We start from the raw sequence: 24,667 nt of genomic DNA, 5'->3' as shown, positions 1-24,667 counted from the left end.
AGGGGCGGATCGGCCGGATCAGCGATCCGGTCGGATCACCGACCGGCGTGCGTGTCCGCCACCGCGAACGCCGCATCGAGGATCACGAGCCCCTCGCGTGCCTCGGTCTCGGTGACGGTGCACGGCGGCACCGCGTGGATCCGGTTGAAATTCGCGAACGGCAGCAGCCCACCGGACTTGCACGCGGCGATGACCTCGTTCATCGCCGGGCTCGACCCGCCGTACGGTGCGAGCGGTTCCCTGGTGGCACGGTCGGCGACCAGTTCGATCGCCCAAAAGACACCGAGTCCGCGCACCTCGCCGATCGACGGATGCCGGTCCGCGAGCGCGCGCAGGCCGGGGCCGAGGACCTCGGCGCCGATCCGGGCGGCGTTGTCGACGACGCCCTCGTCCTCCATCGCCTCGATCGTCGCGACCGCCGCGGCCGTCGCCAGCGGGTGGCCCGAGTAGGTCAGCCCGCCCGGGTAGGCGCGGTCGGCGAACGTCGCCGCGATCTTCGCGCTGATCGCAACGCCACCGAGCGGCACGTAACCCGAGTTGACGCCCTTGGCGAAGGTGATGAGGTCCGGCACCACGTCGAAATGCTCGATGGCGAACCACTTTCCGGTCCGACCGAAGCCCGCCATCACCTCGTCCGCGATGAAGACGATCCCGTAGCGGTCGCAGATCTCCCGGACGCCGGCCATGTAGCCCGGCGGCGGGACCATGATCCCGGCCGTGCCGGGGACCGATTCGAGGACGATCGCCGCGATGGTGGAGGGGCCCTCCAGCCGGATGACACGGTCGAGGTGTTCGAGGGCGCGCTCGGTCTCCTGCGCCTCGTCCGCGGAGTGGAACGGCGACCGATAGAGGAACGGGCCGTCGAAGTGCACGACACCGCTGTTGCCGTAGTCGTTGGGCCAGCGGCGGGGATCGCCGGTGAGGTTGATGGCCGTGTCGGTGCCCCCGTGGTACGAGCGGTACCGCGACAGCACCTTGTAGCGCCCGGTGTGCAGACGCGCCATCCGCACCGCGTGCTCGTTGGCGTCGGCACCGCCGTTGGTGAAGAACACCTTGTCCAGGTCGCCCGGGGTGCGCTCGGCGATCAACCGGGCGGCCTCCGAACGCGCGTCGTTGACGTGCTGCGGAGCGATGGTGCACAGCTTCGCCGCCTGGCGCTGCACCGCCTCCACCACCCGCGGGTGCTGGTGTCCGATGTTGGTGTTTACCAACTGGGACGAGAAGTCCAGCAGGCGGTTTCCCGTGCCGTCCCACACGTAGGAGCCCTCGGCCGCGAGGATCGTCATCGGCGTGATCTGCGCCTGCGCGGACCACGAGTGGAAGACGTGCGCGCGGTCGAGCGCGTAGGCACGTTCACCGTCCGCGCGGGCGGCGGCGAGGTCCTGGCCCGTCGGCGGGACCGCGGGTGCGTCGGTTGTCGTCGTCATGTCCGGTGTTCCTTTCCGGCTCAGTTGTTCTGCGGGAAGCCGAGATTGATCCCACCGTGGCTCGGGTCGAGCCAACGGGTGGTGACGACCTTGCCGCGGGTGAAGAAGTGGACGCCCTCGGCGCCGTGGGCGTGGGTGTCGCCGAACAGCGAGCTCTTCCAACCACCGAAGCTGTAGTAGGCCATCGGAACCGGGATCGGGACGTTGATGCCGACCATCCCGACCTCGACCTCGTTCTGGAAGCGACGCGCTGCCCCACCGTCGTTGGTGAAGATCGCGGTGCCGTTGCCGTACTGGTTCGAGTTCACCAGTGCCAACGCCTCGTCGTAGGACTCCACGCGGACGACCGACAGCACCGGACCGAAGATCTCGTCGGTGTAGACACTCATGTCGGGGGTGACGTGGTCGAGCATGGTGGGCCCGAGCCAGAAGCCGTCCGCTCCTCCGTCGGCATCGATGCCGCGCCCGTCGACCACGACGGTGGCGCCGGCTGCCTCGCCCGCGTCGACGTACGACGCGACACGGTCGCGGTGGGCCTTGGTCACCAGCGGACCCATGTCCGCGTCGCGCGTACCGTCGCCGGTCTTGAGCGCCCGGGTCCGCTGGGCGATCTTGTCGACCAACTCGTCCGCGATGTCGCCGACCGCCACCATCACCGAGATCGCCATGCAGCGCTCACCGGCCGAGCCGAACCCGGCGTTCACCATGGCGTCCGCGGCCAGATCGAGGTCGGCGTCGGGCAGCACGATGGCGTGGTTCTTCGCGCCGCCGAGCGCCTGGACCCGCTTGCCGTGCGCGGTGCCGGTGGCGTACACGTACTGGGCGATCGGCGTCGAACCGACGAACGAGATCGCCTTGACGTCCGGCGAGGTGAGCAGCTCGTCGACGGCGGTCTTGTCGCCCTGCAGCACGTTGAACACGCCCGCGGGCAGGCCGGCCTCGGCCCACAGCTCCGCCATCCAGATCGACGCCGTCGGATCCTTCTCGGACGGCTTGAGGATCACCGTGTTGCCGGTCGCGATGGCGATCGGGAAGAACCACATCGGGACCATGGCCGGGAAGTTGAACGGGGAGATGATCGCGACCGGGCCGACCGGCTGACGGATCGACGCCACGTCCACCGCAGTGGAGGCGTTCTCGGTCATCCCGCCCTTGAGCAGATGTGCGATGCCGCAGGCGAATTCGATAACCTCCTGGCCGCGGCTCACCTCACCCAGCGCGTCCGAGAGCACCTTGCCGTGCTCGGAGGTGATGATCTCCGCGAGCTCGTGCTTGCGCTCGTTGAGCAGCTCGCGGAACTTGAACAGCACCGTGGTGCGCTTGGCCAGCGAGCTGTCCCGCCAGGCCGGGAACGCCGCCGACGCGGCCGCGATCACCGTGCGGGCGTCGGCCACACTCGCCAGCGCGACCCGACCTGTCACCACGCCGGTGGCCGGGTTCGTGACGGGGGCCGTGTCGCCGCTCGTGCCGGCAAAGCCCTTGCCGTCGGACCAGTGCGCGATCGTCCGTGCCGCGCCATCGCTGTGGGTCATGAAGGGAGTCCTGTCTGAGTGGATCGACACGCGCGATCACGCGTGGTGCCTCCACTCTGTTCGCTCCGCCACGTCCCGCGGGGCTACGTTCTGTAAGAGAATCCAATCTCTGCTTTACACTTCGTAAATGCAGCCGACGGTGCGCGACGTTCTCGACCTCCCGGTCCTCCAGCGCGGCGAACCGGAGGTGATCGGGGGCAGCCACCTCGACCGTCGGGTCCGGTGGGTGCACGTGAGCGACCTGTACGACCTGTCGAATCTGCTTCAGGGCGGCGAACTGGTCCTCACCACCGGACGCGCCCTCGTCGACGACCCCGTCGGCTACCTCGAAGGCCTGGCCGCGGCCAACGCGATCGGCCTCGTCGTCGAACTCGGACTGCACATCGACGCGATCCCCCGGGAAGCGGCCGAGGCGGCCGACCGCCTCGGGCTACCCGTCGTCGCCCTGCACCGGGAGGTTCGGTTCGTCGAGGTCACCGAGGAGGTGCACCGCTCGATAGTGGCCGACCAGTACGCGGAGGTGGCCTTCGCCCGCAATACCCACGAGGCGTTCACGGATCTGAGCATGCGGCGGGCATCACCGAGCGAGATCGTCGACGCCGCCGCCGACATACTCGGCGCGCCGGTCGTCCTCGAGGACCTCGCCCGGCAGGTCCTCGCCTTCTCGTCGCAGGGCGTCGAGACCGCCGAACTGCTGTCGGACTGGGAACGCCGATCGCGGCTGACGCCCGCCTCACGCGAGACGGAGGCCGGCGGGCCCGAGTCGTGGATCACCACCCCGGTGGGCGCCCACCGCCAGGAGTGGGGTCGCCTCGTCGCACCCCGCCCGATCGGCAACGACGCACGCACCCGCATGACCCTCGAACGCGCCGCGCAGGCACTCGCGCTGGGTCGCATGGTCGAACGCGAGGGCACCGCGCTCGAACAGCAGGCACAGAGCGGCCTGGTCGACGAGCTGCGTCGAGGCCGGATCCAGGATGAGGCCGAGGCCACCGCCCGCGCCCACGCCCTGGGGCTGCGCCCCGCGCTGACATATCTGCCGCTCACCATTCGAGTCAGCGAAACCCCCAGCGCCGATCAGGTTTTCACACAGCGCCGACGGGTCCGGATGCTCGACGCCATCCGGCACGCCGTGCGGACGTCGCGGCTCACGGCGCTCACCACGAATCCCCGGACCGGACGGTTCGACCTGCTGGTCGCACAGCCCCCGAGCGGACCCGGGTCCGACGCCGTGCAGTTGCTGTGCACCGAGATCCACGCCGCCCTCGGCCGGATCGACGGCGTGGTGCGCTGCACCATCGGCGTCGGCCCGGACTCGACCCGCCTGCTGGACGCGGCGCGGGGGCTCGCCGATTCGGCGCACATCGCCGACGTGGCGCGATCGCTGCCGGACGACGGCAAGGTCTGCCACCGGTCCGCGGACATCCGCCTGCGCGGACTGATCGCCCTGATCCGCACGGATCAGCGGGTGCAGGCGTTCGCCGAGGCCGAACTGCGGGGCCTGCTCGAGCACCGGGCACGGCACGACGACGACCTGCTGGACGTGCTGCGCGCGTTCCTCGAACTCGGCGGGAACAAAGCCGAACTCGCCAAGCGGCTGAAGGTTTCGCGTCCCACGTTGTACTCCAAACTCGCGATCGTCGAACGCCTGCTCGGCGTGGATCTCGACGACGGCGAGTCCCGCACGTCGCTGCACACCGCCGTGCTGATCCTCGACAGCCACGCGAGCGCACCCGTGCAGGACGATGATGCCGCACGCGGTACCTGAGCCCGCGAATGCGAACAGGACCCCGGTACCCGATCGATCGGGTACCGGGGTCCTGTGGGTCTCCGGTCGTCAGCGCTCGTCGACGACGATGGCGGCAGTCGGTTCGGAGTGTTCGGCTGCCGACTCCTGGTTCCGGTGGCCGAGCTCGACCAGCACCACCCCGCCGACGATCAGCGCGATGCCCGCGATCGCCATGAGGGACAACGCCTCCCGGAACAGCAGGACGCCGAGCAGGGCGACGACCGTCGTCCCGACCGCCGACCAGATGGCGTAGCCGACACCGACGTCCAGGCCGCGCTGCAGGGCGAAGCCGAGCAGCGCGAACGCGGACGCGTAGCCGATCACGACGATCACGGATGGCACCAGCTTGCTGAATCCGTCGGCGGCCCTCAGCGAGAGCGTCGCGACGACCTCGCATGCGATTGCGCCGGCGAGCAATCCGTAAGTGCTCACGACTGCACCTGTTCGGGAACAGATCGACGGTCCTGCACCTTACGCCGGTAGAGCCACAGCACCACGGCCGCTGCCAGGACACCGAACGCCACCGACAGCTCCTTGAAGCCGCCGTACCCCGTGACCTCGAATCCCGTGGCGCCCACCACGAGAATGACAGCGAGGACTGCCGAGAGGACCAGCGACAGCGGAACGAAGATCGCCGGCAGGCGAATCGGACGGGCCAGGTCGGGTCGGTCCTTGCGCAGCAGGAAGAATCCCGACAGCGCGAAGATGTGAGTCAGGATGTAGCCCAGGTTGCCCGTCACGATGATCGCGAGCGGCGTCTTGAGCACGGTCAGGACCAGCACGTTGACCACCAGCGCCACGGTGAGGGCTCGGACGGGAACGCCCCTCTTGTTCAGCACGCCGAGCTGCCTGAGGCTCGTTCCATCCTTGCCCATGTTGTAGAGAACGCGCGAGCCGTCGGCCAGACCGGTCACCATGATCAGAAGCAGCGAGCAGATCAGGAACAGCACCATGATGTCAGCCGCGCCGCCGACCAGGTTCTGGAAGGCCTCGACGTAGAACGTGGTGGGCGCGTCGGCAATCGCACCCTCGCCGACGTACCCGGTCAGGATGAGCGGCAGCAGCACGAAGACGCCGAGCGAGAACAGGACTCCCGCCTTGAGGGCCTTGGCCGTGTCGGAGACGGTATTGCGATACTCGGGCGCGAACGTCGCGCAGACCTCGACGCCGAACGACGTCCATGCCATCACGTACAGCCACACCAGCGCGGTGCGCAGGCCTTCGACGCCGTGCAGGTTCCAGGTCAGGCCGGAGACGTCGAAGCCGTTGGCCAGCAGCGGTCCGACGATGAACACCGCGAGCGGGATCAGCAGGATGCCACCCGTGATGTACACGAAGGTCATGGTGATGCGAACGCCGACGATGTTGAGCAGGTAGAGAATTCCGATCACGCTCAGACCGACCATGATCGGGAAGTTCAGCTCGATCGGCCCGAGCTCCCACGACCAGTCCTGGTCCGGGAACCACTGCGATTGGACGAGGGCGCCGATGATGCCGGCGTAGACGGACAACGATGTCGTCCACGGGAACCAGTACCCGATGGCGGCGAGCGGTCCGACGATCGGCGCGCGCTTCTTCCACGCCTCGGCGGCGTACGCCGCGATACCGCCCGAGGACTCCGGGAACATCGCGGCGAGTTCGGTGTAGATCCAGTTCGCGCCGGTTGCGAGGAGCATCGAGACGCTCCACAGGAGCACGGCACCCCATCCGCCGAGGCCGACGATCGACGCGCCGAGCGAGGCGATCAGCGCGGCCGGCATCGTCAGCGACATCGCGAAGCCGTCGTACCAGCGCATCGTCTTGTGCAGTTCGGTGGAGGTCTGTTCGGTGGACGTTGTTTCGGCCATGGCATTCCTAAGTCCCGTTGGGGGCGCCACAGGGGCACCCGGATATGACGGCGACTCGGACGGAACAGTGTCGAATCGACCCCCGCGGCAGTGGGATCGAGCCCATCGACCCGGAACCCCGAACCCTTCGACGTCGATGCGGCGGACGAAGTATGGATCACGCCGCGAGCGATGACAAGCCCCGACGGACACCGGACCGGCGACCCCCGGTGACACGGAGTCGCGCAGAACCTTCCCACCAACCTTGTCGATGACCGAAAGAAACCAGCAGGACTCTTGTTCAAATGACAACTTGCGTCCGTGATTCTTGCTCATCGAAGTGACAGGCGCCCCTCGAGTCGATATCGTGACCGCACTCGACGGAACGAGTGACGCAACACACATTCACGGCGTCGGCAGCGCCACATCACACGACATGCTGTCCAGGAGACCCCCGGTGAAACCAGTCAATGCTCCAGACATCCAACTGACGCGACGCCGGCTACTCGGCTACGGCGGCGCGGTCGGCCTCTCGGCGATCCTGTTCGCCAACACCCCCCAGGCCCGGGCGCAGACCGGATCGCTCGGATCGCTCGGCTCGACCGCCTCCAACGACGCGGACGTGATCGTTCTCGGCGCCGGCGTGTCCGGACTGGGCGCGGCGCGAACGGTCGCAGACGCGGGCCGTTCGGTGATCGTCCTCGAGGCCCGCGATCGGATCGGCGGACGACTCTGGACCGACCGGACGACGATGGGCATCCCGGTGGAACGGGGCGCCGAACTCATCCACGGCGCCGACGTGTCTACGTGGGACATCGTCCGGCCGGCGAACATCGCGACACATCGATGGGGGACGAAGATGTCCCGATTCGATCCGACATCGCCGTGGGTGAACCAGGAGACGTGGCAGTTCTACAACTTCCCGCAGGGAAAGCCCGATCTGCCGACGCCGCTCCCGGCCCCGAGTCCCGACGAGACGGCCGAGACCTACCTTGCTCGACTGGGAATCACGCGGGCGAACTACCCGCTCGCCTTCCTGGTCATCGAGGTCGACAGCGAGCAGTTCGACAAGCTTCCCGCCAGGTACGTCGTCGAGGAACTCGAGACTGCCCTCGACGCACCGGACAGCGGCGACATCCCGAGCGACGGATACGGCGACTTCCGGGTGATCGGCGGCTACGACCAGGTCGTCCGGCTCCTCGCCCAGGGCATCGACGTGCGGATGAACCATGAGGTCACCCGCGTGACGCACACCCGTCGCGGCGTGGAGGTGCTGGCAGGCGGCACCCGGTTCCGCGCGCGCAAGCTCGTGATCGCACTACCTGCCGGTGTGTTGCAGCAGGAGTCGATCGAGTTCGACCCGCCACTGCCGCCGCAGCAGCGATCCGGGCTGTCCGAAGTGGTCTACCTCCCGGTCTACAAGGGCCTCCTGGAGTTCGACGCACCGGTTCTGCCGGACGGCTGGGACCTCGCCGAGGACTACCTGGTCAACCCGCCGACGCTGTGGAACGGATCGGCCGCGGCGCCCGGATACTCGGGCCAGGTCGTCGTCGCCTGGGCGACCGGAGACGAGGCCCGGGAACTGCTGGCCCTGCCGGAGGGCGAGCGTCTGGCCCAGTCGCTGGACGCGGTCCGGTCGATGGCCGGCGACGCCGGACTCCGGACGGTCGCCACATCGACCTACGACTGGTCCCTCGACCAGTACGCACGAGGCGCCTACCCGGGCCCGACCTCGCGACGCAAGGGGTTGTACGAACCGATCGACAACACCTTGTTCTGGGCAGGCATGGTCACCAGCACGGTCAGCTCGTCCCTCGACACGGGGCGAGCCGCCGGAAACGCGGCGCTGGGCGCCCTCCGATGAGACAGCACCGTCCACAGAACGTAGACCGCACCGACGGGACCGGGAACGGCCTGTCCGAGCACGATCTCGCGCGGGTGATCGAGGCGCTCACCGGCGTATGCCCGTCGACCGACGAGCCGGACCACCGGCGCGACCGACGTCACGCAACGAACTAAAGATCAACTTAATTTTTGCGCTTTGAACAACTTTTGGGCGAATTGTTTGCCCATCGGGGGTGACATCGGCCGCAATTGCCGTTATCGTGGCCACACTCGCACGGAACGAGTGATCCCCAGCACAGACACCGAGGGCATCGGCAGCCCTACCCACACCAAGAGGGTTTCTCATGACGACATCCATCCCGACCGCCCCGCGCCAGCAGCTCTACGTGGACGGCGCCTACACCGACGGCAGCACCGGCGAGTCCGTTGACGTGATCAGCCCGGTCACCGGCGGCCACATCGGAACCATCCCGGTCCCCTCCACCGCCGACCTCGACAAGGCCGTCGACGCCGCACATCGCGCCCAGGCCGAGTGGCGCAAGGTGGGCGTGTGGCAGCGCGCCGAGATCTGCCACCGCATCGGCGACGAGCTCGAGAAGCGCATCGACTTCCTAGCCCGCCTGCAGACCCTCGAGCAGGGCAAGCCGCTCGCCGAGTCGATCGCCGACGTGACCGAGGCCGCGCAGCTGTTCCACCTGCACGCCGAGGACGCGGTCCGCCTGCACGGCGAGACGCTGCCGTCGAACGATCCGCAGAAGCGGATGTGGACCTTCTACCGGCCGGTGGGCGTCTGGGGCATCATCACGCCCTGGAACTTCCCGCTGCTCATGCTCACCGAGTTCGTCGCCCCGGGCCTGGCCACCGGCAACGCGCACGTCGTCAAGCCGCCGACCCACACCTCGCTGACCGTGCTGGCCGCGATGGAGGCGTTCGAGGCCGCCGGTCTGCCGTCCGGTCTCGTGAACATCCTTCCGGGAGAAGGCAATTTCGGTGCCGACCTCGTCTCGCATCCGGGCATCGACGCAATCGGCTTCATCGGTTCGTCGCAGACCGGCGCAAAGATCCAGGCGACCGCCGGCCTGAAGCGGTCCATCATGGAGTGCTCCGGCAACGGCCCGCTCATCGTGCTCGCGGACGCCAACGTCGAGGCCGCGGCCAAGGCCGCCGCCGACGCCGCCTACTACTGCGCGGGCCAGGTCTGCTGCGCCACCGAGCGCGCTCTGGTGCACGCCGACGTGCACGACGCGTTCGTCGAGGCGCTCGTCGCCTACTCCGACTCGGTCAAGCTCGGCAACCCGTTCGACTCTGCGGTCAACCTCGGCCCGCTCAACAACGAGGGTGTCGCAGCGAAGATGGACCGGCACCTGGCCGATGCCCGCGAGCGCGGCTTCGACGTCCTGGTCGGCGGCGGCCGCCGCGCGGGCTTCCCCACCGACCTGTACTACGACTTCACGGTCGTGGACGGCGTCACCCCCGACAGCCTCCTCAGCAGGGAGGAGTCGTTCGGCCCGGTCGTGCCGATCATCACGGGCCGCGACGACGACGAACTGCTCCGCCTGGCCAACAGCGACGCACTCGGTCTCCAGGCAGCGGTCTTCACCGAAAGCCTCACCAAGGCTTACCGATTCGTCGAGGAGGTGGAGACCGGACAGGTGATCGTCAACGACAGCACCGGATTCTGGGACATCAACATGCCGTTCGGCGGCGCCGGCGGCAAGGGCACCGGCTGGGGACGGATCGGCGGCAAGCACACGCTGATCGACATGTCCGACCTGCGCACCGGTGTCATGCACCTGGGCCGCTGACCCGCGACGAACACGCTCTTCCGATGAAAGGTCTCCGCATGCCCACCACCAGCCCGTCGACGATCGACGGGGTGCGCCGCTCCCCGTACTGGTTCGACGTGACGCCCGCCCCGACGCCGCTCCCGGCGCTCGCGACGACGTTGTCCGCCGACCTGCTGGTGGTGGGCGGAGGCTACACCGGCCTGTGGACCGCGCTCCTGGCCAAGGAGGCGGACCCCGACCAGCGCGTCGTCCTGCTCGAGGGTCACACCGTCGGGCACGCCGCGAGCGGCCGCAACGGCGGCTTCTGCTCCCCGAGCGTCTCCCACGGACTCATGAACGGCGTGAGCCGCTGGCCGTCCGAGGCCGCCGCGATGCACCGGATGGGCCTCGACAATCTTGCCGGGATCGAGCAGTCCCTCGAGCACTACGCCATCGACGCCGACTACCGACGTCCCGGCAAGGTCAGCTTCGCCCGCACCACTTGGGAACTCGACGCTCTGCGGGCGTACTCCGAGACCAGCGGGCGCTACGGCGAGCCGTCGCGCTTCATCCCGCCGTCGGAGGTCGGCGACTGGACCGGGTCGCCGGTCTACGTCGGTGGTCTGTATCTGCCCGACTACGCGCTGGTCGATCCGTACAAGCTCGTGCTCGGGCTCCGGCGGGCCTGTCTCGAACTCGGTGTCGAGATCCACGAGAACACTGCGGTCACGTCGATCGACAAGACGGCCGGCGAGCTGATCGCCGCGACCACACCGCGGGGCCGGGTCGAGGCGAAGCGAGTTGCCCTGGCCACCAACGCCTTCAAGCCGCTGCTGCGACGCCTCACCAACACGACCATCCCGGTCTACGACTACGCGCTCGTCACCGAGCCGCTGAGCGACGCCGACCTGGAGTCGATCGGATGGACCCAGGACTTCGGCCTCACCGACGCCAGTAACCAGTTCCACTACTACCGGAAGACGGCGGACAACCGGATCCTGTGGGGTGGCTACGACGCGATCTACCACTACGGCTCCAGCCGCGACGAGAAACTGCTCGACCGGCCGGAGACCTACGCGCGGCTCGCAGCGAACTTCGCGGCGACGTACCCGCAGCTGGCCCACGTGCAGTTCACCCACGGATGGGGCGGCATGATCGACTCCTCGACGCGGTTCTGCATGACGGCCGGCACGGCGTACGGCGGACGCGTCGCGTACGCGACGGGCTTCACAGGCCTGGGCGTCACCGCGACCCGCTTCGGTGCACAGGTGATGCTCGACCAGCTGGCCGGACGCAAGACGGAGCGGACGGAACTGGCGATGATCCGGCGCCCCGCCGTTCCGTTTCCCCCGGAACCGGTGCGTTACTTTGGTGTCCAAGCAACCAGATGGTCGATGGCCAGGGAGGACGACCACGGTCGCCGCAACCTGTGGTTGCGACTCCTCGACAGCATAGGACTGGGATTCGATTCCTAGTCGTACCGAACCGGTTCGGAGGTCCCCTTGAACACACCGAGCATCGACGCGATCGACGCCAAGATCATCGAGCTCCTGCAGAAGGACGGTCGCCTCCCGTACCGGCAGATCGCAGAGGAACTCGACATTCCCCCGTCGTCGGCGCGCTACCGCGTGCAGCGGCTGGAGGACGCCGGGATCCTGCAGATCGTCGGAATCGCCAACCCGATGCGAATCGGCTTCGACCGCATGGCGATCGTCGGCATCCACACCCGCGCCGGTACGGCACGCGCGGTGTGCGAGGCGGTAGCTGCCCTGCCCCAGACCAGCTACGTGATCGTCACGTCCGGGCGGTACGACGTCATCGTCGAGGTGATCTGCAAGGACACCGAGGACTTCACCCGGCTGATGCACGACCAGCTGCACGCGATCGACGGCGTGCTCTCCACCGAGTCGTTCTTCGTCCTCGAGGTGGGCAAGCTGGCGTACGGCTGGGGAGTCGGCAACCCGCCGATGCTCCACGAGGTCGTCTCGGCCGACACCGCACCGGTCGAACACGACGAGTGACCACGAAACTTCGACTCGACAGGCCACCAATGACTTCCACACGTCCAGAGCCCACCGCGGACGCCGACAGCGTCGACGTCACCGCGGTGACGCTCGACCACGCGGCGCTCCCGAACGACCTCGTCGTCGACGGATCGCCGACGACGGCGCACCGCGCGCTGACGTCGCTGTCGGGGCTGACCGTCGGAGTGTGGGAACACAGCCCCGGAACGTCACGCGACGTCGAGGCGGACGAGGTGTTCTTCGTCGTCGACGGTCGGGGCACCGTCGAGTTCGACGACGGTTCTCCCACAGTCGATCTCCGCCCCGGATCACTGGTCCGGCTGCACGCCGGTCAGCGCACCGTGTGGACGGTGAGCGAGACGCTCCGCAAGATCTACATCTCCTGACGACCCGACTCTCGGGCGCCGACGACGAAAGCATGGACACGATGCACCAGTACATCGACGGGATCCGGTGCGAAGGGTCCTCCGGTCGCACCCAGGACGTGATCGACCCCTCGACCGGCGAGACGATCGTCTCCGTCACGCTCGCGAGCCGCGACGACGTCGACCGCGCGGTCGAGGCCGCCCGGCGCGCGTTCGGATCCTGGTCACGGACCACCCCGGCGGAACGTTCGGCGCTCCTCCTCCGTGTCGCCGACATCCTCCGCGGCCGCGCGGACGAACTCGCGGCACTCGAGAGCCGGCAGTGCGGCAAGCCGATCCGGTTGGCGCGCGAGTTCGACGTTCCCGGCTCGATCGACAACATCGAGTTCTTCGCCGGTGCGGCACGAATCCTCGAGGGGAAGGCCACGGGCGAGTACTCCCCCACCCACACGTCGAGCATCCGTCGCGATCCGCTCGGCGTCGTGGGCGCCGTCGCCCCGTGGAACTACCCGCTGCAGATGGCGGTGTGGAAGATCTTCCCCGCGATCGCCGCCGGCAACACGGTGGTCCTCAAACCCGCCGAGATCACGCCGCTGACCGCCCTGCTGCTGGCCGAGGCGATCACCGAGGCCGGGATCCCCGACGGGGTCGTCAACGTCGTCGTCGGCACCGGCCAGGAGGCGGGCGCGGCCCTCGCCCGCCACGTCGGCGTCGACATGATCTCGTTCACCGGGTCGACCGCGGTGGGACGCTCGATTCTCGAGGCCGCCGCCACCAACGCCAAGCGCGTCCACCTGGAACTGGGTGGCAAGGCACCGTTCGTGGTGTTCGACGACGCCGATCTGGAAGCCGCGATCCACGGGGCCGTGGCCGCGAGCCTGATCAACGGTGGGCAGGACTGCACCGCCGCCACCCGCGCGATCGTGCACGAGTCGGTCGTGGACGAGTTCGTCGCGGGCGTGGCCGAACTGTACGAGTCGGTCACGCTGGGGCCGACCGCCGACGAGGCGACCGATCTGGGTTCCCTGAGCTCCTACGCGCACCGCGACCGAGTCGCCGCAATGGTCGACCGCGCACGCGACTACGCGACGATCGTCACCGGCGGCACCGCCGGTGACGGACCGCTCGCCGCCGGGGCCTACTACCGTCCGACGCTCGTCACCGGCGCCTCGGTCGACAGCGAGATCTACCGGGACGAGGTGTTCGGCCCGGTACTGACCGTGACACCGTTCCGGGACGACGACGAGGCCATCGCGCTCGCCAACGACACCCCGTACGGGCTGGCCGCGTCGGCGTGGACGACCGACCTGCACCGGGCACTGCGCGCGACACGCGAGATCGCCGCCGGCTGCGTGTGGGTCAACGACCACATTCCGATCGTCAGCGAAATGCCGCACGGCGGCGTCAAGCAGTCCGGCTTCGGCAAGGACATGTCGTCGTACTCGTTCGAGGAGTACACCACGGTCAAGCACGTGATGTTCGACCTCTCCCGTGACGCCCGGAAGGAATGGCACAGGACCGTCTTCCGCGACGGCTAGCCGCCGATCGGCGACAATCGACGCATGGCATGGCTCGAAGTCCTGCGCGCCGGCGCACGCACCACAGTCCAGGACCGCGGACGTGAGGGACACGCGGGTCTCGGCGTCGGGGTCTCGGGCGCCACCGACGTCGCCGCGCACGACAGTGCCAACCGCCTCGTCGGCAACGACCCGTCGGCCGCCACCCTCGAGGTGACGCTGGGCGGGCTGCGGGCACGTGCGATCGGCGCGGCGACGATCGCGGTCACCGGCGCCCCCACGCCCCTCGCCGTGAACGGCGAACCGCGACCGCTCTACTCGACGCTGCACCTGCGGGACGGCGACGAGCTGGCGCTGGGCATCGCCTCCACGGGACTGCGGACCTATCTGGCGGTGCGCGGCGGCGTCGACGTACCCGCCGTCCTCGGCAGCCGCGCCACCGACACCCTCTCCGGGATCGGCCCCGGACCACTCCGCGACGGCGACCGCCTGGCGATCGGAAACCTGCACGGCGACTTACCGATCGAGGAACTGATCCCTCCCCCTGCACCGGCCGCCGACCCCGTCGAGCTGCGCATCCGCATGGGTCCGCGCGACGACTGGTTCACCCCCGCCTCCCGGACCGCGCTGGTACAGCAGATGTGGACGGTCAGCACCGACACCGATCGCGTCGGCGCCCGCCTGGAGGGCCCGGGACCGCTACACCGCGCTCACCGCGGCGAGCTCGCCAGCGAGGGCATGGTGGCCGGAGCCCTGCAGGTCCCACCCAGCGGCATGCCCGTGCTGTTCCTCGCCGACCACCCGGTGACGGGTGGCTACCCGGTGATCGCGGTGGTCCTGGAAGACGACATCCCGGCCGCAGCTCAGCTGCGACCGGGATGTCGAATCAGATTTCGGAGGGTGCTGTGAGCGTCAGCCCCGGCGCTGGCGCGCGATCTCGGCCAGCACGACGCCCGCCGCCACCGAGGCGTTGAGCGACTCCACCGGCCCGGCCATCGGGATGCCGAGGATCGAGTCGCACGTCTCGCGGACCAGACGCGACAGGCCCTTGCCCTCCGAGCCGACGACGATGACGACCGGACCCGTGCCTTCGTAGTTGTCGAGGGTGGTGTCGCCACCCGCGTCCAAGCCCACGACCTGAACGCCCTTCGACTGCCAATCCTTCAGTGTGCGAGTCAGATTCGTCGCACGCGCGACGGGCAGACGGGCCGCCGCACCGGCACTGGTACGCCAAGCGACCGCCGAGACGCTGGCGCTGCGGCGCTGCGGGATGACGACACCGTGGCCACCGAACGCCGCGACCGAACGCACGACGGCGCCCAGGTTGCGCGGATCGGTGATGTTGTCGAGCGCCACCAGCAGCGCGGGCTCCTGGTTGGTGCGCGCCGCGGTGAGCAGATCGTCCGGGTGCGCGTACTGGTACGGCGGCACCTGCAACGCGATCCCCTGGTGCATGCCGTTGGAGCTCATCCGGTCCAGATCGGTACGCGGAACCTCGAGGATCGAGATGCCCTCGTCCGCGGCCCGCTGCACCGACTCCTTGAGCCGGTCGTCGGATTCCGCCCCCACCGCGACGTACAGCGCCGTCGCGGGCACTCCCGCGCGCAGGCACTCGACGACGGGATTGCGTCCGAGCACCATCTCCGGGGAATCCTCGGCGCGACGGTTCGCAACCGCGCGCTGATGCTGACGCTGTTCGGTGGCGCGAGCGGCGGCACGGGCCTTCTTGGCGGCGGGATGCTTGGTCCGCGCCTCGGCCGGCGGCGTCGCGCCGCGGCCCTCGAGGCCCTTGCTGCGCTTGCCGCCCGATCCGACGACCTGGCCCTTCTTGGTGCCGCCCTTACGGATCGCGCCACGCCTGCTCGAATTACCCGCCATCACTTACCCGATTCGTTGGAAGAAGCTTGCTCGAGCGACCACTCGGGCCCGCTCGGAGTGTCGGTCACGGCGACGCCCGCCGCGGCCAGCCGGTCGCGGACCTCATCGGCCACCGCCCAGTTCTTCTCGGCCCGCGCCTGCTGGCGCCGGTCGAGTTCGGCCTGCACCAGCACGTCGAGCGCACCCATCGCGGCCGAGTTGTCCGACGCCGAGGCCCACTGCGGATCCAGCGGATCCACGCCGAGGATCCCGAGCATCGCCCGCACCTGCGCCGCGATCGCCAGCGCGCCCTCGGAGTCACCGGACTCGAGCGCGATGTTGCCCTCGCGCACCCGCCCGTGGATCTCGGCGAGCGCCGCCGGGACGTTCAGGTCGTCGTCGAGGGCGGCCGCGAACTCCGCGGTCCACTTGCCGACGGGGACTTCCCGTCCGGTGCGTTCGGCAGCACGCTGCACGAAGGATTCGCAGCGACGGAACGCCACCGCGGCCTCCTGCAGCGCCTCCTCGGAGTACTCGAGCATCGACCGGTAGTGCGCACTGCCCAGGTAGTACCGAAGTTCCTGCGGGCGAACCAGTTTCAGCACGTTCGGAATCGACAGCACGTTGCCGAGCGACTTCGACATCTTCTCGCCGGACTTCGTGACCCAGCCGTTGTGCAGCCAGTACTGCGCGAAGTCGTCGCCCGCGCACTTGGCCTGCGCGATCTCGTTCTCGTGGTGCGGGAAGACCAGATCCATTCCGCCGCAATGGATGTCGAACGCCTGCCCGAGGTAGAACACCGCCATCGCGGAGCACTCGAGGTGCCAGCCCGGCCGCCCCGGACCCCACGGCGTCGGCCACGACGGCTCACCCGGCTTCGCGGCCTTCCACAACGTGAAGTCGCGCGGATCACGCTTGCCCGCGGCCGCGCTCTCGCCCTGGTGGACGTCGTCGAGCCTGTGCCCGGACAGCTTGCCGTAGTCGGGGAAGCTCCGGACGTCGAAGTAGACGTCGCCGGCGGCCGCGTAGGCGTGGCCGTTGTCGATGAGCCGCTGCATCATCTCGACCATCTGGGTGATGTGGCCGGTCGCACGCGGTTCCACCGACGGCGGCAGCACACCGAGCTGCTGGTACGCCCAGTCGAACGACCGCTCGAACGTCGCGGCCCACTCCCACCACGGGCGGCCCGCCTCGGCGGCCTTGTTGAGGATCTTGTCGTCGATGTCGGTGACATTCCGCACGAACGCGACGTCGTAGTCGTGCGCGAGCAGCCAGCGGCGCAGCACGTCGAACGCGACGCCGCTGCGCACGTGTCCGATGTGGGGCTCGCCCTGGACGGTGGCGCCACACAGGTACACCGAGGCATGTCCGGGGGTCAGCGAGACGAAGTCACGCGGAGCCCGTGTCACGGTGTCGTATAGGCGCAGGGTCACGACGTGCGATTCTACCGGGCGCTATCTGCGGGGATGACCAGTGCGGTCGCCACGGCGGCGATCCCCTCGCCGCGGCCGGTGAGACCCAGCCCGTCCGTCGTCGTCGCGGACACCGACACCGGTGCGCCGAGCACGTCGGACAGCACCCGCTGGGCCTCCTCGCGACGCGGACCGATCTTGGGTCGATTCCCGATGACCTGCACCGACGCGTTTCCGACGACGTATCCGGCGTCGCCCAGCAGTCGCCGGACCTCGGTGAGCATTCGCACACCGCTCACGCCGTCCCACTCCGGACGGCCGGTACCGAACACCGAGCCGAGATCGCCCAGACCCGCCGCCGACAGCAGCGCGTCACACAGCGCATGGGACGCGACGTCTCCATCGGAATGTCCGGCGCAGCCGTCCGCGCCCTCGAACAACAGGCCCGCCATCCAGCACGGACGGCCGGGCTCGATGGGATGGACGTCGGTGCCGATTCCGACTCGCACGCTCGAAGCTCCCTGTCTCGGATTGCCCGGACCTGTCCGGGTCTACTGGGGTTCCGCCTGCCCGAGCAGAATTCGGGCCAGAGCGAGATCCCAGGGTGTCGTGATCTTGAATGCCTCGGGTTCGCCGACGATGGTCCGAACCCGTTCCCCGAGCCGCTCGACCAGGCCGGCGTCGTCGGTCGCGTCGCCGTTGACGTCCTGGTAGGCGCGACGGAGAAGGTTGGCGTCGAAGCCCTGCGGGGTCTGGACCGCGCGCAGTTCCGACCGCGGCGGCGTGCCGGTGACGGTACCGAGCACGTCGACCGTCTTGATGGTGTCGCTGACCGGCAGCACCGGGATGACCGCGGTGCGTCCGGCGTGCAATTCGGCGACGATCCGCGCGATGAGCGACGGTGGCGTGAGCGCCCGAGCCGCGTCGTGCACGAGGACCAGTTCGGCGCCGGTCGCGGCGGCGAGTCCTGCGCGGACCGAATCGGCCCGCTCCTCGCCGCCGACGACCACCACGACACCGTCGGGCAAATCCGCCCGCGCGACGTCCACCAGATCCTCGGGCACGATCACGACGACCGTGTCCACCACTCCGGACTCCAGCAGGCCGTCGACGGCCCGACGCAACATGCTGCGTCCGGCCAACTCGACGAAGGCCTTCGGAGCGGATTCGCCGAGCCGGACACCACGTCCGGCGGCCGGGACCAGCGCGACGACCGGTCCCCTGTTCTCACTCACAGTCAGGAGGCTGCGGCCAGGACCTCGTCGAGGATGATCTCGGCCTTGGCGTCGTCGGTGCCTTCCGCCAGTGCGAGCTCACCCACGAGGATCTGCCGGGCCTTGGCCAGCATCCGCTTCTCGCCCGCGGACAAACCGCGGTCCTGCTCACGCCGCCAGAGGTCACGCACGACCTCCGCGACCTTGTTCACATCACCCGAGGCCAGCTTCTCCAGGTTCGCCTTGTAGCGGCGAGACCAGTTCGTCGGCTCCTCGGTGTGCGGCGCACGAAGCACCTGGAACACCTTGTCGAGACCCTCCTGGCCGACCACGTCGCGCACGCCGACGTACTCGGCGTTCTCCGCGGGAACGCGGACGGTGAGATCGCCCTGAGCGACCTTCAGAACGAGGTATTCCTTCTGTTCACCCTTGATGGTGCGGGTTTCGATCGCCTCGATCAGCGCCGCTCCGTGATGGGGGTATACGACGGTGTCTCCGACCTTAAAAATCATCTGTCCCGTGCCCCTTTCGATCTTTCGAGTTTAACACGTGACCAAACGATCGTCCCATCAACGGTGCAGGTCAGGGGCATCCTGACCTGATCTCAGGGCTTGACAGACGCCGTCAACCGTGCATTTCGGACCCCGCGAACCACCGGTTCGGCGACGGCCGCAACGCGCCCGAACCCGCACTCGGACAACCGTTGTGCACCCGACACGACCTTGTTACGAGACCCAGCGCACGGCCCCTCGAGGCTGACTACTACTCTGCCTAGTGGATTGTGAACCTGACCCATGGAGGACAACCCGTGACTGCTCTCAATGCGTCGCCGACTCGTCGAGTCGCCACCGCTGTCGCCCTCGCTGCCGGCGCGACGCTCGTGCTGTCCGCGTGCGGCGCAGGTCAGATCTCGCAGACGGCCACTCAGGCCGCGGCGGTGAACGGCAACCAGGCCACGAGCGGCAACATCGCACTGCGCAACGTGCACGTCGTCTACCCGAACTCCGAGGATTACAGCATCGAGCCAGGCGGGTCCGCGCAGCTCGCGTTCACCGCTGTCAACCTCAGCGAGCACCAGACCGACCGCCTGACCGGCATCAAGTCCGACTACGCCGGTTCGGTCACCATCGACGACAAGGCCGGCACCCGCGAGATCAAGCCGCAGGCCGCCCTCGGCGCCGGCAACCCCGACGTCTCGGTGCCCGAGGAGGCCCCCGAGACCCTCAGCCTGATCGACGTCACCCTCGACGACATCCGCGAGGGCGTCCGTCCGGGCCTGACCTTCCCGGTCACCTTCACGTTCCAGAACGCGGGCGACGTCGTCGTCCAGGTTCCGGTCGACGCCGGCCACGAGGCCGAGCGCCACGAGTCGGAGAAGTCCCCCGACGTGGCCGAGGGTCACCACTGACCCTTCGGATCCACGAGGTCCACAGCCCTTCCGGAAGAGCCCGGGCGACGGTGTCGCCCGGGCTCTTCCGTCGCTGAGGGCCCTGTCGGTATGTGCCACTAGGCTTCCCGCGTGGCCAAACCCAAATCCAGCTTCCGGTGTTCGTCGTGTCAGCACACGGTGGCGAAATGGGTGGGCCGCTGCCCCGAGTGCGGCACCTGGGGCTCGATGGACGAGGCACCCGTCCTCACCGCAGTCGCGGCTCGTCCGGGTGCGTCGCTGGCGCGGGCCGGCGCGGCGGCACTGCTGCCGACCACACCGGCGACCCCGATCACCCAGATCGACGGCACCACCACCCGCGCCAAGGCCACCGGCGTGGACGAACTCGACCGCGTGCTGGGCGGCGGCGTCGTGCCGGGATCGGTGGTGCTGCTGGCGGGTGAGCCGGGCGTCGGCAAGTCGACGCTGCTGCTCGAGGTCGTGCACCGGTGGGCGTCGCGTGGACCGGACGATCGCGCGCTGTACGTCACCGGTGAGGAATCGGCCGGCCAGGTCCGGCTGCGCGCCGACCGGACGGGCGCGGTGCACGAGCGCGTGTACCTCGCCGCCGAATCGGATCTCGCGACGGTCCTCGGGCACGTCGAGCAGGTCCGGCCCACGCTGCTGATCGTCGACTCGGTGCAGACGATGCTCGCCGCGGACGTCGACGGCGTCGTCGGCGGCGTCACGCAGGTGCGGGCGATCACGAGCGCGCTGACCTCACTCGCGAAGGCCAGCGGTGTCCCGGTCCTGCTGATCGGTCACGTCACGAAGGACGGTGCGGTGGCCGGCCCCCGCTCGCTCGAGCACCTCGTGGACGTGGTCCTGCACTTCGAGGGCGACAAGCACTCGTCGCTGCGGATGATCCGCGGCATCAAGAACCGGTTCGGCGCGGCCGACGAGGTGGGCTGCTTCGAACTGCGCGAGGACGGCATCGTCGGCGTCAGCGACCCGTCCGGGCTGTTCCTGCACCACCGGACCGACGAGGTGTCCGGCACCGCCGTGACGGTCACGATGGACGGCAAGCGGCCGCTGCTCGGCGAGGTGCAGGCGCTGGTCGCGCCCACCCACAATCCGTCACCACGACGAGCCGTGAGCGGGCTCGACTCGGCGCGGGTGTCGATGGTGCTGGCGGTCCTCGAACGCCGGCACGGCATCAAGCTGTCCGACCGGGAGGTCTACGCCGCGACGGTCGGCGGTATGCGGATGACCGACCCGTCGTGCGATCTCGCGTTGGCCGTGGCGGTCGCCTCCGCCGGCAAGGACCGCCCCATCCCCGCCGGAACCGTCGTGCTCGGCGAGGTGGGACTGGCCGGCGAGGTTCGCCGGGTCAGCGGGGTCGCTCGAAGGGTCGCCGAGGCCGCACGGCTTGGCTTCACCCGCGCAGTGGTGCCGGTCGACTCCGGCGACCTCCCCAAGGGCATCCGCCCGGTGGAAGTCTCGAACGTCGGAGATGCGTTGCGGGCGTTGAGTCTTCGCTGAGTGTCAGACGGCGGACGTGCCGAACGGCGACGTCGGGTCGCCGTCGATGAACGCCGCGGTCGGCTGGAAGTGCGCCGGATTGACCGTCAGGAACAGGCCGCGCGACGTCGCGACGGCGGTTTCCGGATCGGTGCCCGGGCCGTCGACGATGAACGCCTCCGACGTCGTGTACGCCTTGCGCCGGACGGTGCCCTCGATGCGGGCCCGGAACTCGAGCACCGAGCCCAGCGGGATCGGACGCGCGAAGTCGATCTCGAGATGCGCGGTCACCACCGGGCCGCCGAGAACCATGCACGCCATGCCCTGCACCTCGTCGAACGCGGTGGACAGGATGCCGCCGTGGATCACGCCGGGGCCGCCCTGGTAGCGCTTGGCCACCTCGAGTCGGCCGGTGACCGTCAGCTTGTCGCCCGCCCGGAAACTCATCGCCATACCTGCAGGCTGATCGTCACCGCAGCCGAAGCACTTGGACCAGTGCTGCGGGAGCGGCTCCCCCGGAGCCGGGTACCACTCCGGCACCTCCGGAAGAACGAGGTCATCGGGCAAGGTCCAAGTACTGCTCACAACTAGGTAATGTAGAGACGGCCCGACCGTGGCCTGAATGCGGCTCGGCCAGATGTGACATCGGACTCACTCGGCTTCCGAACGATCGAGTCCGCCGCACCGACCGGAGATACCAACCGCACGAGGGGGGATTCGCGATGAACGATGCCACGCCTTCGGCCGTGCTCCGCGAAACGATCGCTCGTCTCGCCCCCGGAACGGCCCTGCGCGACGCGCTCGAGCGCATTCTCCGTGGCCGCACCGGCGCGCTCATCGTCCTCGGGTACAACGACCAGGTCGAGGCACTGTGCGACGGCGGATTCGAACTCGACGTCGAGTTCGCTCCCACCCGCCTGCGTGAGCTGTCGAAGATGGACGGCGCGGTGGTGCTGTCCACCGACGGCACCCGCATCGTGCGCGCCAACGTGCAACTGGTGCCCGACCACAGGATCCCGACGGTCGAGTCCGGCACCCGGCACCGCGCCGCCGAGCGTACCGCGATCCAGACCGGATTCCCGGTCGTGTCGGTGAGCCAGTCGATGAGCATCGTCAGCGTGTACGTCGGCGGCATCCGGCACGTCGTCGACGGCTCGGCGACGATCCTGTCCCGCGCCAACCAGGCCGTCGCGACGCTCGAGCGCTACAAGTCCCGGCTCGACGAGGTGACCCGGCAGCTGTCGGTCGTCGAGATCGAGGACTTCGTGACACTGCGCGACGCGCTCACCGTGGTGCAGCGCCTCGAGATGGTGCGCCGCGTGTCGGTCGAGATCGAGCAGGACGTGCTCGAGCTGGGCACCGACGGCCGACAGCTGGCATTGCAGCTCGAGGAGTTGGTCGGCGACAACGACGCGATGCGGCAGCTGATGGCCCGGGACTACCTGGCAGGGTCCGAGCCCGCGTCGTCGGCGGCGGTCGACAGCACCCTCGCGGCGATCGACAAGCTCACCGACGTGGATCTGCTCGATCTGACGACCCTGGCCCGTGCCTTCGGGTACCCGGGCACCATCGAGGCACTCGACGCGCCGATGAGCCCGCGCGGTTACCGCGTTCTCACCCGTGTCCCCCGGCTGCAGTTCATGCAGATCCACCGGCTGGTCAGCTCGTTCGGGAGCTTGCAGGGCCTGCTGGCCGCCACGGCCGCGGATCTGCAGTCCGTGGACGGGATCGGCGGGTTGTGGGCGCGGCACATCCGCGAGGGCCTGTCCCGGCTCGCCGAAGCGTCGATCAGCGGACCCTACGACTAGGCATCGACGGCCTACGGCCCGTCCACTTCGACGAGGCTGAGCGCAAGTCGCGGACACATCGAAGCGGCCGCCTGCGCTTCGCGCTCCATCCCGACAGGTACGACCGGTTGCCGGGTCCGGTCCCGGGCGAGCGGATAACCCCACACGTCGCGTTCGATCAGTGCAGGCAACAGTTCGCTGCACAGCCCGCGACCGTCGCACTGAGTCCAGTCGATGTGCAGTGCCATTCGTGACCGCCAGCCCGTCATGACGACACCGCCCGATCGAATCCCGGTACAGCCGAACGCGCTTCGCACCTGCCTGCGGCGTGGTGTCGGGCATCGCCGGCGAAGGCCCGCATCGAACTGCGAACGAACCGTACGGCGCCGTCGGGGTGTCCACACGCTCCCCGTCCGTCCACCATGTCGGTCAGGAACAACAGTTCCTGCTCGCACCTGCTCGGGGAACGGCCCGCGGCCACGTTCGCCAGCGACTCCGCCATACGCGGCAGACCGTTGGTGCAGGGCCCACATTGGCGGGCGCTCTGCTGACCGAGGAACCTGGCGATGCCGACCGCCGCCGTCAGGCCGCACCGCTCGACCCCGAGTCCGTGCACGACGCCGGCACCGGGACCGGCACCGTACGGCGCCAGCGAACCGGGGGTCAGGATCGTGGAGTGAAGCTCGGTCGAGGTGACCCACCCTCCGTGGTAACCGCCGCACAGTACCGCGCGGAGGGCATGCGGGTCCGTTCTCCCGTACTCGATCAGCAACTGCTCCAGCGGAATTCCCATCGGGACCTCCACCACCCCGACCGATCGAAGGTCGCCGGACAGGGTGACGAGCATCGTTCCGGCGGCTCCGTTCATTCCGCGGGAACGAAACCAGTGAGCGCCGTAGCGGGCGATCATCGCGAGGTGCGCGAAGGTCTCGACGTTGCTGATCAGAGTCGGGCGCCCGCGCAGTCCCGACGTCGACAGGTGTGTGCGCCGGTCGAGGGGCACGGCCGGCCCGCCGCCGATCCGGTTGACGATCGATGACTTCTCGCCGCTGACAAAGGTTCCGGGCGCACCGATCAGGCGGACGTCCGGCTCACCGCGGCCCGCGCTCCGTCGTTCGGAGAGCGCGTGTTCGAGGTGTGGATGGCGTGCCTCGTCCGCGTACAGGTACACCTCGCGACTACCGACCTCCCGGGCGGCGAGCACGAGACCGTCGATCACCAGGTGCGGGGCGCACGAGAGCAGAACCGCATCCTTGTCGCTCAGTGGCTCGCCCTCCGCGCCGTTGCCGATCACCACGGTCCGTCGACCGGAGATCGCGGCGAGTTTGTCGGCGGTGGGAAACCCCGCCCCGCCTCTTCCCGTCAGCCCTGCTCCGGCGACTGCGTCGGTCAGCACGCCCCGCCGCGGAAATTCCGGGA

The 24,667-nt window shown here is 69.0% G+C and carries 23 protein-coding genes; 11 read left to right on the top strand and 12 right to left on the bottom strand.

Going from position 1 to position 24,667, the window contains the following annotated elements; genetic code table 11:
* Positions 1-35 precede the first annotated feature (35 nt).
* Together ACQ5DX_RS00555 and ACQ5DX_RS00550 are read right to left on the bottom strand one after the other, a co-directional pair.
* Positions 36-1,427 (bottom strand): aspartate aminotransferase family protein, encoded by a 1,392-nt coding sequence (locus tag ACQ5DX_RS00555; protein WP_430330755.1) that lies wholly within the window; start codon positions 1,425-1,427, stop codon positions 36-38.
* Positions 1,428-1,447: 20 nt separating this feature from the next.
* Positions 1,448-2,959, bottom strand: a complete 1,512-nt coding sequence (locus tag ACQ5DX_RS00550; RefSeq protein ID WP_430330754.1) for a CoA-acylating methylmalonate-semialdehyde dehydrogenase — start codon at positions 2,957-2,959, stop codon at positions 1,448-1,450.
* A 127-nt stretch (positions 2,960-3,086) separates the two neighbouring features.
* On the opposite strand from ACQ5DX_RS00550, the gene ACQ5DX_RS00545 reads away from it, so the two are divergent.
* Positions 3,087-4,727: a PucR family transcriptional regulator gene (locus ACQ5DX_RS00545; protein WP_430330753.1), complete on the top strand. Its 1,641-nt coding sequence runs from the start codon at positions 3,087-3,089 to the stop codon at positions 4,725-4,727.
* Positions 4,728-4,796: 69 nt separating this feature from the next.
* On the opposite strand, the gene ACQ5DX_RS00540 is transcribed toward ACQ5DX_RS00545, so the two are convergent.
* Positions 4,797-5,180: a DMT family transporter gene (locus ACQ5DX_RS00540; protein ID WP_430330752.1), complete on the bottom strand. Its 384-nt coding sequence runs from the start codon at positions 5,178-5,180 to the stop codon at positions 4,797-4,799.
* A complete protein-coding gene (locus ACQ5DX_RS00535; RefSeq protein ID WP_430330751.1) occupies positions 5,177-6,595 on the bottom strand; it encodes an APC family permease in 1,419 nt (472 codons plus the stop codon). Before ACQ5DX_RS00535 ends, ACQ5DX_RS00540 begins: the two co-directional genes overlap by 4 nt.
* A gap of 436 nt (positions 6,596-7,031) precedes the next feature.
* Between ACQ5DX_RS00535 and ACQ5DX_RS00530 the strand changes: the two genes are divergently transcribed.
* From ACQ5DX_RS00530 to ACQ5DX_RS00500, 7 genes are all read left to right on the top strand, one after another.
* Complete coding sequence (locus tag ACQ5DX_RS00530) at positions 7,032-8,438, top strand: NAD(P)/FAD-dependent oxidoreductase (RefSeq protein WP_430330750.1); 1,407 nt, start codon at positions 7,032-7,034, stop codon at positions 8,436-8,438.
* A 325-nt stretch (positions 8,439-8,763) separates the two neighbouring features.
* Positions 8,764-10,224 (top strand): aldehyde dehydrogenase family protein, encoded by a 1,461-nt coding sequence (locus ACQ5DX_RS00525; protein ID WP_430330749.1) that lies wholly within the window; start codon positions 8,764-8,766, stop codon positions 10,222-10,224.
* A gap of 38 nt (positions 10,225-10,262) precedes the next feature.
* Positions 10,263-11,660, top strand: coding sequence for an NAD(P)/FAD-dependent oxidoreductase (locus ACQ5DX_RS00520; RefSeq protein WP_430330748.1), 1,398 nt, complete (start codon positions 10,263-10,265; stop codon positions 11,658-11,660).
* A 27-nt stretch (positions 11,661-11,687) separates the two neighbouring features.
* The gene (locus ACQ5DX_RS00515; protein ID WP_430330747.1) at positions 11,688-12,206 is read left to right on the top strand and encodes an Lrp/AsnC family transcriptional regulator; all 519 of its coding nucleotides are present in this window, start codon (positions 11,688-11,690) and stop codon (positions 12,204-12,206) included.
* Between the two features lie 29 nt (positions 12,207-12,235).
* Complete coding sequence (locus ACQ5DX_RS00510; RefSeq protein ID WP_430330746.1) at positions 12,236-12,595, top strand: cupin domain-containing protein; 360 nt, start codon at positions 12,236-12,238, stop codon at positions 12,593-12,595.
* 41 nt (positions 12,596-12,636) lie between these two features.
* The gene (locus tag ACQ5DX_RS00505; protein WP_430335508.1) at positions 12,637-14,112 is read left to right on the top strand and encodes a gamma-aminobutyraldehyde dehydrogenase; all 1,476 of its coding nucleotides are present in this window, start codon (positions 12,637-12,639) and stop codon (positions 14,110-14,112) included.
* Positions 14,113-14,136: 24 nt separating this feature from the next.
* The gene (locus ACQ5DX_RS00500; protein WP_430330745.1) at positions 14,137-15,000 is read left to right on the top strand and encodes a biotin-dependent carboxyltransferase family protein; all 864 of its coding nucleotides are present in this window, start codon (positions 14,137-14,139) and stop codon (positions 14,998-15,000) included.
* A 3-nt stretch (positions 15,001-15,003) separates the two neighbouring features.
* Here ACQ5DX_RS00500 and rlmB read toward each other — a convergent pair whose 3' ends face one another.
* From rlmB to carD, 5 genes are read right to left on the bottom strand one after another with little or no spacing between them, the layout of a single operon-like run.
* The gene (rlmB, locus tag ACQ5DX_RS00495; RefSeq protein ID WP_430330744.1) at positions 15,004-15,969 is read right to left on the bottom strand and encodes a 23S rRNA (guanosine(2251)-2'-O)-methyltransferase RlmB; all 966 of its coding nucleotides are present in this window, start codon (positions 15,967-15,969) and stop codon (positions 15,004-15,006) included.
* Positions 15,969-17,381, bottom strand: coding sequence for a cysteine--tRNA ligase (gene cysS / locus ACQ5DX_RS00490; protein WP_430330743.1), 1,413 nt, complete (start codon positions 17,379-17,381; stop codon positions 15,969-15,971). The genes rlmB and cysS overlap by 1 nt, the downstream gene beginning before the upstream one ends.
* A gap of 11 nt (positions 17,382-17,392) precedes the next feature.
* A complete protein-coding gene (gene ispF, locus ACQ5DX_RS00485) occupies positions 17,393-17,869 on the bottom strand; it encodes a 2-C-methyl-D-erythritol 2,4-cyclodiphosphate synthase (RefSeq protein WP_430330742.1) in 477 nt (158 codons plus the stop codon).
* 42 nt (positions 17,870-17,911) lie between these two features.
* Positions 17,912-18,595 (bottom strand): 2-C-methyl-D-erythritol 4-phosphate cytidylyltransferase, encoded by a 684-nt coding sequence (gene ispD, locus ACQ5DX_RS00480; RefSeq protein WP_430330741.1) that lies wholly within the window; start codon positions 18,593-18,595, stop codon positions 17,912-17,914.
* 2 nt (positions 18,596-18,597) lie between these two features.
* Positions 18,598-19,086: an RNA polymerase-binding transcription factor CarD gene (gene carD, locus ACQ5DX_RS00475; protein WP_005515676.1), complete on the bottom strand. Its 489-nt coding sequence runs from the start codon at positions 19,084-19,086 to the stop codon at positions 18,598-18,600.
* Between the two features lie 296 nt (positions 19,087-19,382).
* On the opposite strand from carD, the gene ACQ5DX_RS00470 reads away from it, so the two are divergent.
* Both ACQ5DX_RS00470 and radA read left to right on the top strand, forming a co-directional pair.
* Positions 19,383-19,982, top strand: coding sequence for a hypothetical protein (locus ACQ5DX_RS00470; protein ID WP_430330740.1), 600 nt, complete (start codon positions 19,383-19,385; stop codon positions 19,980-19,982).
* 111 nt (positions 19,983-20,093) lie between these two features.
* Entirely contained in the window at positions 20,094-21,482 is a 1,389-nt protein-coding gene (gene radA, locus ACQ5DX_RS00465) for a DNA repair protein RadA (protein ID WP_430330739.1), read from the top strand.
* Between the two features lie 3 nt (positions 21,483-21,485).
* On the opposite strand, the gene ACQ5DX_RS00460 is transcribed toward radA, so the two are convergent.
* Positions 21,486-22,046 (bottom strand): PaaI family thioesterase, encoded by a 561-nt coding sequence (locus ACQ5DX_RS00460; RefSeq protein ID WP_430330738.1) that lies wholly within the window; start codon positions 22,044-22,046, stop codon positions 21,486-21,488.
* Between the two features lie 137 nt (positions 22,047-22,183).
* Here ACQ5DX_RS00460 and disA point away from each other — a divergent pair, with 137 nt between their 5' ends.
* Positions 22,184-23,269 carry a DNA integrity scanning diadenylate cyclase DisA gene (gene disA, locus ACQ5DX_RS00455; protein WP_430330737.1) on the top strand — a complete coding sequence of 362 codons (1,086 nt, stop codon included), beginning with the start codon at positions 22,184-22,186 and terminating at the stop codon, positions 23,267-23,269.
* Positions 23,270-23,280: 11 nt separating this feature from the next.
* On the opposite strand, the gene ACQ5DX_RS00450 is transcribed toward disA, so the two are convergent.
* Positions 23,281-23,496 carry a ferredoxin gene (locus ACQ5DX_RS00450; protein ID WP_430330736.1) on the bottom strand — a complete coding sequence of 72 codons (216 nt, stop codon included), beginning with the start codon at positions 23,494-23,496 and terminating at the stop codon, positions 23,281-23,283.
* Between the two features lie 17 nt (positions 23,497-23,513).
* Positions 23,514-24,644, bottom strand: coding sequence for an NADH-ubiquinone oxidoreductase-F iron-sulfur binding region domain-containing protein (locus tag ACQ5DX_RS00445; protein ID WP_430330735.1), 1,131 nt, complete (start codon positions 24,642-24,644; stop codon positions 23,514-23,516).
* Between the last annotated feature and the right edge of the window lie 23 nt (positions 24,645-24,667).

This window comes from Rhodococcus sp. ACT016, from assembly GCF_050477185.1.
Taxonomy (GTDB): domain Bacteria; phylum Actinomycetota; class Actinomycetes; order Mycobacteriales; family Mycobacteriaceae; genus Prescottella.
Note: the sequence above shows the minus strand (reverse complement) of the source record. Positions and strands in the feature narration are given on the sequence as shown.

What these genes read in the sequence shown, in the direction of transcription:
- ACQ5DX_RS00555 (WP_430330755.1), bottom strand. Translation starts at nt 1,427, where the DNA reads ATGACGACGACAACCGACGCACCCGCGGTCCCGCCGACGGGCCAGGAC.
- ACQ5DX_RS00550 (WP_430330754.1), bottom strand. Translation starts at nt 2,959, where the DNA reads ATGACCCACAGCGATGGCGCGGCACGGACGATCGCGCACTGGTCCGAC.
- ACQ5DX_RS00545 (WP_430330753.1), top strand. Translation starts at nt 3,087, where the DNA reads ATGCAGCCGACGGTGCGCGACGTTCTCGACCTCCCGGTCCTCCAGCGC.
- ACQ5DX_RS00535 (WP_430330751.1), bottom strand. Translation starts at nt 6,595, where the DNA reads ATGGCCGAAACAACGTCCACCGAACAGACCTCCACCGAACTGCACAAG.
- ACQ5DX_RS00525 (WP_430330749.1), top strand. Translation starts at nt 8,764, where the DNA reads ATGACGACATCCATCCCGACCGCCCCGCGCCAGCAGCTCTACGTGGAC.
- ACQ5DX_RS00520 (WP_430330748.1), top strand. Translation starts at nt 10,263, where the DNA reads ATGCCCACCACCAGCCCGTCGACGATCGACGGGGTGCGCCGCTCCCCG.
- ACQ5DX_RS00510 (WP_430330746.1), top strand. Translation starts at nt 12,236, where the DNA reads ATGACTTCCACACGTCCAGAGCCCACCGCGGACGCCGACAGCGTCGAC.
- ACQ5DX_RS00505 (WP_430335508.1), top strand. Translation starts at nt 12,637, where the DNA reads ATGCACCAGTACATCGACGGGATCCGGTGCGAAGGGTCCTCCGGTCGC.
- ACQ5DX_RS00500 (WP_430330745.1), top strand. Translation starts at nt 14,137, where the DNA reads ATGGCATGGCTCGAAGTCCTGCGCGCCGGCGCACGCACCACAGTCCAG.
- rlmB (WP_430330744.1), bottom strand. Translation starts at nt 15,969, where the DNA reads ATGGCGGGTAATTCGAGCAGGCGTGGCGCGATCCGTAAGGGCGGCACC.
- carD (WP_005515676.1), bottom strand. Translation starts at nt 19,086, where the DNA reads ATGATTTTTAAGGTCGGAGACACCGTCGTATACCCCCATCACGGAGCG.
- disA (WP_430330737.1), top strand. Translation starts at nt 22,184, where the DNA reads ATGAACGATGCCACGCCTTCGGCCGTGCTCCGCGAAACGATCGCTCGT.
- ACQ5DX_RS00450 (WP_430330736.1), bottom strand. Translation starts at nt 23,496, where the DNA reads ATGGCACTGCACATCGACTGGACTCAGTGCGACGGTCGCGGGCTGTGC.